Origin of the sequence: Roseburia sp. OM02-15, assembly GCF_003481835.1 — a bacterium.
In the GTDB taxonomy this organism is placed as follows: Bacteria; Bacillota; Clostridia; order Lachnospirales; family Lachnospiraceae; genus Eubacterium_I; species Eubacterium_I ramulus_A.
The window spans coordinates 202,044-203,570 of record NZ_QULX01000006.1; the positions used below are offsets into that span (position 1 = coordinate 202,044).

Below are 1,527 nucleotides of genomic sequence, written 5' to 3' on the forward strand. Positions count from 1 at the left end.
ATAAAAAAGTGTCTTCGACACTTCAACTCCCCTGCCCCTCACTCATGAGGGGTAAGGGGTTTCTTTTTTATTAATAATCATTCATAATAGTCTCATGAGTAATGTATTACAGGATATTTTCAAAGACCATTATGAAGAAATGCTTTATATTTTACATCCACGCAAATCCGTCATCGAAAATGTTGACCGCATGATTAATTGCGGTGATCCTTCTTTTGGTGGTGCAATGTATGGTTGTTCTAAATGTGGTACTTTCAAATTCGTTCCTTTCCGATGCCATAGTCGTTTCTGTCCTATCTGTGGAACCAAGTACTCCATTGACCGCACTACCTCTATGTCTTTTAAGATAATCAATGCACAACACCGGCACTGTGTTTTCACCATTGATTCTGAACTCAGACATTTCTTTTTAGAAAACCGAAAACTCCTCGGTCTTCTTTTTGATGCTGTTCAAAGTGTTATTTTCCGGGCTTTCTATAAAGATAATAAGTCTGAATGTTTTACACCCGGATTTATTCTTGTTCTCCACACTTTTGGTCGTGACTTAAAATGGAATCCTCACATCCATTGTCTTGTCTCTGAAGGTGGTATTGGCAACTCCAGTCTCTGGCGCTCCAAAAAGCATTTCAACTATACCTTTCTTCGTAATGCATTTCGTACCGCACTTCTTGATCTTATGGAAAAGGAACTTGGTGTTTCCTTCAAGAAAGTGAAAGCGCGTTGTTACCAGGAACACAAACATGGCTTCTATGTCTATGCCAAACCAAACAAATGCAACCCTAAAATCGTCACCAAATACATTGGCCGTTATCTTGGTCGTCCAGTCATCGCAACCTCACGTATAGATCATTACGATGGTGAAACTGTCACCTTTCACTATAACCGGCACGAAGACAACCGGCTTATTACCGAATCTGTTCCTGTTATGCAATTCATTCAGCGGTTGATCCAACACATCCCTGAAAAACATTTCAAGCAGATCCGATACTATGGTCTATATGCTGGAAATCATAAAAATGATTCCAAACTAAATCTTGCCATTGCAAAAGAAAAACGAAAGATATTTCTTTCCTTCAACCGCTGGCGCGACTGTATTTTACATTCCTTCGGATATGATCCTCTTAAATGTCCATGCTGCGGTGAGACCATGACTTTTCTTGACCTTTATTATAATCATCAGCATATTTCTCTGAATGAAATGTACGAAAGGACAATGCACAGATTTCATGCACACTCATCTGCCTGACCACTGTTCATGTTTCTCCGTCTGTGATAGAATAATTTAAAGATCGGAGGTACAAAACTATGTCAAAACATTCAGATGAAATCAGAAATAAATATATAAAAAATCCACCAGAAGGCATGACCGCTGATGACATCCGTCACATGAGTGAGGATGATTTGCTTGATATGGATTACTTTTTAAACGAAGACGATGTGTTTGATGAAGATTTTCCCGGTGCTGAAGGTTTTTATATCTTCTAAAAACTTATCGTTTATTTGCTATGCCCGCCTCTGTGCGGGCTA

2 protein-coding genes are annotated in these 1,527 nt (G+C 39.0%); both read left to right on the forward strand.

Going from position 1 to position 1,527, the window contains the following annotated elements; all coding sequences use genetic code 11:
- Positions 1–94 precede the first annotated feature (94 nt).
- On the forward strand, positions 95–1,246 hold the full coding sequence (locus DXB15_RS08335; RefSeq protein WP_118702649.1) for an IS91 family transposase: 1,152 nt from the start codon (positions 95–97) through the stop codon (positions 1,244–1,246).
- Between the two features lie 59 nt (positions 1,247–1,305).
- Positions 1,306–1,485 (forward strand): hypothetical protein, encoded by a 180-nt coding sequence (locus tag DXB15_RS08340; protein WP_118702650.1) that lies wholly within the window; start codon positions 1,306–1,308, stop codon positions 1,483–1,485.
- Positions 1,486–1,527 lie beyond the last annotated feature (42 nt).